The following is a 6,651-nucleotide window of genomic DNA, read 5'->3' on the forward strand; positions in this document are numbered from 1 at the left end:
GCGGCATTCAAGCTGGGGGCTGCGGCAACGGCGGCGGAGCATCGCATCGTCTACAACCAGACGACCGGCGAGCTGTTCTACGATGCCGACGGCTCGGGCGCCGCGGCGCAGGTCAAGTTTGCCGTGATCGCCAATCATGCGTCGCTCAGCGCAGCCAGCTTCTCCATCTTGTGAGATTCTTCTAGGCGGCCGGGCGGCAGGCTCGCTTCCGCCGCTCGACAATGGATCACATGGGGCGCGGCGGAGGCTGCGCCCTTGCTTTTCGAGCGAGACCATCGTCGTCGGTCCGACCACCGGCGGCTCGTGTGGTGCGCTCGTGCAGGGAGCGCACCCATGCTTCGGCCCGTGGGCCGAAACGACAGGCCTCCTGCCGGACAGGAAGGCACGGCCCCGACGATGATGTGCGAGTTTCCGGCGTTTTCGGCGTGCGATCAGGCAGCCGCGTCCGCGAGGGCGATGTCCGCGTTGGTGGCCTCGGTCAGCGGCAGGTGGACGAGCACGATGGTGCCGACGCCTTCCTGGCTTCTGATGCGCAGGCTGCCGCCGTGGAGCTCCGCGAGGGAGCGGGCGATGGCGAGGCCCAGCCCCGAGCCCTTGTAGCTCTTCGAGAATTCGGTCTCGACCTGCTCGAAGGGCTGGCCGAGCTTGTGCAGGGCGTGATCGGGAATGCCGATGCCGTTGTCTTCCACGTAGATGTTGACGGCGTTGCCGGCCTGGCGCGTGCGCACCGTGATGCAGCCGCCGTCGCTGGTGAACTTCGTGGCGTTCTGGAGCAGGTTGACCAGGATCTGGTGCAGGGCCCGTTCGTCGGCCGGCACGATGATGTCGTCGGGGTTCACGTCCACCGTGACGGAGAGGTTCTTGGCCTTGGTCTGCTCGCCCACGAGCTTGAGGGCGCGCTGGATCGATGAATGCACCTCGATCGGCTGCTTCGTGAGAGACGTACGGCCGGCCTCGATGCGCGACATGTCGAGGATGTCGTTGATCACCGACAGGAGATACTCGCCGCTGGAGCGGATGTCGGAGCAGTACTCCTCGTATTTCTCCGAGCCGAGCGATCCGAAGATGCCGCTCTGCATCACTTCCGCGAACCCGATGATGGCGTTGAGCGGCGTGCGCAGCTCGTGGCTCATGTTGGCGAGGAATTCCGATTTCGCCCGGTTGGCGCTCTCGGCCTGCGCCTTCTGATCGAGATAGCGCTCGGCGAGGTCGGCGAGCTGATGAGTCTGCGCCTCGAGCTTCTGGCGCGACTGCTTGAGATCGAGAACGGTGGCGATGAGTTCCTTCTCGGACTCGACGAGGCGGTGCTCGTGGCGCTTGAGCGCCGTGATGTCCGTGCCGACCGACACGTAGCCGCCGTCCTTGGTGCGGCGTTCGTTGATCTGAAGCCAGCGGCCGTCCTGCAGGCGGGCCTCGAAGGTGCGCGCGCCGACATCCTGCTGCTCGCGGCGCAGGAACTGGTGCTGCACCTCCGGCGGACGGCCAAGCGCCATCACTTCGGCATAGGACTTGCCCTGGAGGTTGGCGTCGGCGGGCAGCTCGTGGAGCTTCTGGAACTTCGAGTTGCACAGAACGAGATTGTTGTTGGCGTCCCAGAGCACGAAGGCTTCGGAGATCGCCTCGATGGCATCGTGCAGGCGGGCGTCGGCCTTGGCGGTTTTCTCCTCCAGGCCGCGCTGCTCGGTCACGTCGACCGCGATGCCGACCAGATGGCTTGCCGCATCGTCCGGATCGTTCATCAGCTCGGCGCGGGCGCGCAGCCACACCCAGTCGCCCGAGATGCTGCGGATGCGGAACTCGTAGTCGACCAGCGAGGTGCTGGCGGAGGCGAGTTGCTCGGCCAGCGTGAAGAGATCCTGATCCTCGGGATGGATCATCGTGTTCACTTCGCCGAAGGACAGGAACTCGTCCTGGCGCTCGTAGCCGAGGAGCTCGTACATGGAGTCGGACCAGTAGATGCGGCCGCGGCCGATATCCCAGTCCCACAGGCCGCAACGCCCGCGGTTGAGCGCGGAATCGATCCGATCGCGCACCTTCTCGCAGACCTCGTCGGCCGCGCGGGCGCGGTTGGCCTGCATCACATAGGCCACGCCGATGCCGAGCAGGACCATGATCGTGGCGCCGAGCAGCGACACGTGCCCGATCGTGCGCGTCCACCAGCCGGACAGAATGTGCGGCATCGGCTGGACCAGGGCGATCTGGCCCGAGGAGGCCTGCAGCGCGCGCACCGTGGCCATGCCCTCCGAGCCGCCGGGAAGCTTGATCGTCATGACGCCGGCGCGGTCGGCGAACAGCATCAGGGGCTGGGCTTCGCCGAGGATGTCCGTCAGCTTGGCCGGGGCCTCTTCCATGGGTGGGTGTACGGCCAGAACGGTGCCGGCCTGATCGACGAGCATGAGCGAGCGGTTCTGCGTCAGGGCGCTCGGCGGCATGTCCTTCGCGAGCCGCTCGAGCTGAGCGGCGGCCTGCGCGCGGTCGGCCGGGGCGCGGACGGCGCCGAGCTTCGCGGCCGAAAGCGACGCGATGATGTCGATGTCGTTGATGGCGTCGAACAGCGTGTCCTTGCGGCCGTCGCGGATCTGGATCCAGGCGCTGCCGGCAAGGGTGACGAGGAACAGGATCAGGAGTGCGGGAACGGCGAGCCTCAGCAGAGGCTCATATTGCTCGAGCCGTCGATAGGCCGGGTTCGCGTCTGATCGCGTCACCCCTAGAATCGTACCCGCGCGTGCGGGTACGCATGCGGTCACCGCCCCCGCCATGCGATGTTTCCTCCGGAACCATTTTCGTCCTGTTTCGGAGGACGTGCCGCATCTCTCCGAATCACTATCAATAGAATCTTGAGCGGGTGATTTGTCTAGTTAGTAGAACCCGAAGGTTAATAAAAAATTTCCCATCCCGCATTCCCCTGGGGAAATCTGGGACAACCCCGTAACCTATTGAAACAAACAGGTTATTTCGTCTGCTCCTCTTCCAGGGAACGGCTCACGATATCCCCTACATCGCGGGAAAGATTGGGCTTTTGCGCGATGGATCGGAGGGCCTGTTCGGCCTGCGATCGGCGGGTGCCTTCCATCATCCGCCAGGTGCTGAAAGCGGTCAGAAGACGGGCCGCAAGCTGTGGGTTCAGCTCGTCCACGCGCAGCACGATCGAGGCCAGAAACCGATAGCCTGCTCCGTCGGCGCGGTTGAACTGGACCTGGTTCAGCATGGCGAAGCTGCCGATGAGCGAGCGCACGCGATTGGGGTTGGAGATGGAGAAGGCCGGGTGCTGCATCAACCCGGTCACGCGCTCCAGGGTGCCGTCCTCCGGGATCGCTGCCTGCAGGGTGAACCACTTGTCGAGCACGAGCGGCTCGTTGCGGTAGCGCTCCCCGAACCGGGCGATGGCCTCCTCGCGCACCGAGCCGGGCAGGGTGGTCAGCACGCTCAGTGATGCGAGGCGATCGGTCATGTTGCTCGCCGATTCGAGCTGCCGCACGGCGAGCGCCTCGCCGGTGCCGGGATCGGCCGCGGCGAGTAGGTCGAGGCACGCGTTGCGCAGGGAGCGCCGTCCGGCACTGGCCGCGTCCGGGCTGTAAGGGCCGGAATCGCTCAAGGTGTCGTAGAAGCGCTGCAGGGGCTCCGCGCAGCTCCGGCCGATCCGGTGCCGCATATGCGAGCGCGCCCGGTGGATGGCGTCGGGGTCCACGTCCTGCCCGATCTCCTGCGCGACGTCAGCCTCGCTGGGAAGCGTGACGACGAGCGCCGCGAAGGCCGGGTCGTCGAGCGCATCCCTGGCCATGAAGGAGCAGAGCGCCCCGGCCAGGGCATCGATATCCCGGTCGTCCGCGTGAATGCCCTTCGCCAGGGCGGTGAGCAGGCGCATGGCCATGGTCTGGGCAGCCTGCCAGCGGTTGAAGGCGTCCGTATCGTGCCGGAGGAGAACCAGCAGCTCCTCATTCGGTAGATCGAGCGACAGCTTCACCGGGGCCGAGAAACCCCGGAAGAGCGACGGAACGGGCCGGGACGTCACGTCCGTGAACGTGATGCTGTCCGTAAGCTTGTCGAACAGGAATACGCCGCGGGAATCCAGGCGCTCGCAGGCGGTGTTCGCCAATGTGCCGTCCTGGGCGACGAGGCCGAGCGCCACCGGGATCGCCATCGCGTCCTTCTTCGGCTGACCAGGCGTCGGGGGCGTGCCTTGCTCGAAATCGAGGCGGAACGTCTTCGCGTCAGGATCGTGATGCCCCTTTACCGTGACCCTGGGCGTACCCGACTGCTCGTACCAGCGGGCGAAGTGGGACAGATCCCGGCCCGTCACGTCCGCGAAGGCGCCCAGGAAATCCTCGACCGTGGCGGCCGTGCCGTCGCAGCGCTCGAAATAGAGATCCATGCCGCGCCGGAAATCGGCCTCGCCGATGATCGTCTTGAGCATGCGGACGATCTCGGCGCCCTTCTCGTACACGGTCGCCGTGTAGAAGTTGTTGATCTCGCGATACTGGGTCGGGCGCACCGGATGGGCGAGGGGGCTCGAATCCTCCAGGAACTGCCGCGCCCTCAGGGTCTTCACCTCGGCGATGCGATGCACCGGGCGGGAGCGCTCGTCCGAGGAGAATTCCTGATCGCGGAAGACCGTCAGGCCCTCCTTCAGGCAGAGCTGGAACCAGTCGCGGCAGGTCACGCGGTTCCCGGTCCAGTTATGGAAGTACTCGTGCGCGATGATCGCCTCGATATGGGCGTAGTCCATGTCGGTCGCGGTCTCGGGGCTCGCCAGGACGTACTTGTCGTTGAAGATGTTGAGGCCTTTGTTCTCCATCGCGCCCATGTTGAAATCGGACACGGCCACGATGTTGAACACGTCGAGATCGTATTCGCGGCCGAACACCTTCTCGTCCCAGCGCATGGAGCGCTCGAGCGCGTCGAGGGCGTAATCGGCGCGGCTCTCCTTGCCGGGCTCCACGTAGATCGCGAGGTCCACCGCCCGTCCGCTCATGGTCGTGAAGGTCTTGGAGACCCGGCCGAGGCGTCCGCCCACGAGGGCGAACAGGTAGGACGGCTTCGGATGCGGGTCGTGCCAGACAGCAAAATGCCTGTCGGAGCCGTCGACGGTCCCGCTCTCGACCGGGTTGCCGTTGCCCAGGAGAACCGGAGCGTCCTCGCGATCCGCCTCGATCCGGGTGGTGTAGATGGCCATGATGTCGGGCCGGTCCAGGAAATAGGTGATGCGCCTGAAGCCTTCGGCCTCGCATTGCGTGCAGTAATTGCCGCTCGACCGGTAGAGGCCCATGAGCTTGGTGTTGGCCGTCGGGTTGATTTCGGTCTCGATGGTGAGCGTGAACGGCTGCCGCGGTGCCTGCGCGATGGTCAACGATTGCGGAGAGACCTCGAACTCGTCGGTGGACAGAGGGCGCCCGTTCAGGGCTACCGCCTTCAGGTTCAGCTCGTCGCCGTCGAGCACCAGGGGGGCGTCCGGGCGTCCCTCAGGGTTGGGCCTCATGGCCACGGTCGCCACGACCTTGGTCTCGGTGGGATGCAGTTTGACGTCGAGTTCGACGCGGTCGATCAGGAAGTCGCTGGGGCGGTAGTCCTCAAGGCGAACGATCTGCTGAGTGTCGGTGCGCATCAAATATCCGCGTGAAACAAAGTTGCGTTAAATGCGAGGGTCTCGGCGAGAGTCTTGGGGGAGAGACCTCCGGTCTGCTCGAAGCAGCATCCATAAGAGGCCATAGGATCTTGAGCAAATCCAAGGCTTTTTCTGCGCAAGAAAAAGGTACCTCTTGAACTCTCCGGCAATTACGCCATGACCTATCCCCGACCCATAAGGAATGTGACCATGGAATATCTGCACACGATGGTTCGCGTCTCGAACCTCGAGGAATCCCTCGATTTCTTCGTCAACAAGTTCGGGCTCGTCGAGGTCCGTCGGACGGACAACGAGAAGGGTCGCTACACCCTCGTGTTCCTGGCGGCTCCTAACGACGTCGACAAGTCGAAGGACACGAAGGCGCCGCTGCTGGAACTCACCCACAACTGGGACGAGAAGGAATATGCCGGCGGCCGCAACTTCGGGCATCTCGCCTATCGGGTCGACGACATCTACGCATTCTGCCAGAAGCTGATGGATGCGGGCGTCACCATCAACCGTCCGCCCCGCGACGGCTACATGGCCTTCGTCAAGACCCCGGACAACATCTCGATCGAGTTGCTGCAGCGCGGCGAACCCAAGCCGGTGCAGGAGCCCTGGGCGTCCATGCCTAATACGGGCACGTGGTGAGGCCGGACGATTCTTGAACGGCAATCGGCTGAGTAATGGACCCGCGAAGGAAAAGGCGCGGCTTTCGGGCCGCGCCTTTTCCTTCGGCGAAGCGCTGTCCTAGCGACGCGTCAGAGGATCTGGAAGTTTGCCGCGGTGAGCGACGCATGGTTGGCGAGCACCGCGAACTTGACCTGCGCCGCGCCGCCCACCCCGTCGGCATCGTAGAACAAGTCGCCGGTCTCCTGATCGTACACGATCCGGTGCACCGCCGTCGTGGCTGCCGTGCCGAGGGTGAACGCCGCCCCCGCCAGGGCATCGTAGCCGGCGCCGGCGAACACGCTCCGGCTGAGCAGGATGCGGTCGCCCTGCGCCAGTGATAAGTCCTGCAGCGTGTCGACGTTGCCCGCACCCAGGCC

The 6,651-nt window shown here is 65.0% G+C and carries 3 protein-coding genes and 1 pseudogene; 1 reads left to right on the forward strand and 3 read right to left on the reverse strand.

Translation table 11 applies throughout. The annotated features are described in order from the left end of the window. Positions 1-431: 431 nt before the first annotated feature. Both KBI52_RS02685 and pepN read right to left on the reverse strand, forming a co-directional pair. On the reverse strand, positions 432-2,705 hold the full coding sequence (locus KBI52_RS02685; RefSeq protein ID WP_262265449.1) for a PAS domain-containing sensor histidine kinase: 2,274 nt from the start codon (positions 2,703-2,705) through the stop codon (positions 432-434). A 245-nt stretch (positions 2,706-2,950) separates the two neighbouring features. Further along, positions 2,951-5,602 (reverse strand): aminopeptidase N, encoded by a 2,652-nt coding sequence (gene pepN / locus KBI52_RS02690; protein WP_210805149.1) that lies wholly within the window; start codon positions 5,600-5,602, stop codon positions 2,951-2,953. 210 nt (positions 5,603-5,812) lie between these two features. Between pepN and KBI52_RS02695 the strand changes: the two genes are divergently transcribed. Beyond that, a complete protein-coding gene (locus KBI52_RS02695; protein ID WP_173945064.1) occupies positions 5,813-6,253 on the forward strand; it encodes a VOC family protein in 441 nt (146 codons plus the stop codon). A gap of 110 nt (positions 6,254-6,363) precedes the next feature. On the opposite strand, the pseudogene KBI52_RS02700 reads toward KBI52_RS02695, so the two are convergent. Next, positions 6,364-6,651, reverse strand: a pseudogene (locus KBI52_RS02700) (calcium-binding protein); the annotation flags it as partial.

It is taken from the genome of Microvirga sp. HBU67558 (assembly GCF_018069605.1).
Classification (GTDB): Bacteria; Pseudomonadota; Alphaproteobacteria; order Rhizobiales; family Beijerinckiaceae; genus Microvirga; species Microvirga terrae.

Coding starts and splice junctions, on each gene's coding strand:
- pepN (WP_210805149.1), bottom strand. CDS start 5,602: ATGCGCACCGACACTCAGCAGATCGTTCGCCTTGAGGACTACCGCCCC.
- KBI52_RS02695 (WP_173945064.1), top strand. CDS start 5,813: ATGGAATATCTGCACACGATGGTTCGCGTCTCGAACCTCGAGGAATCC.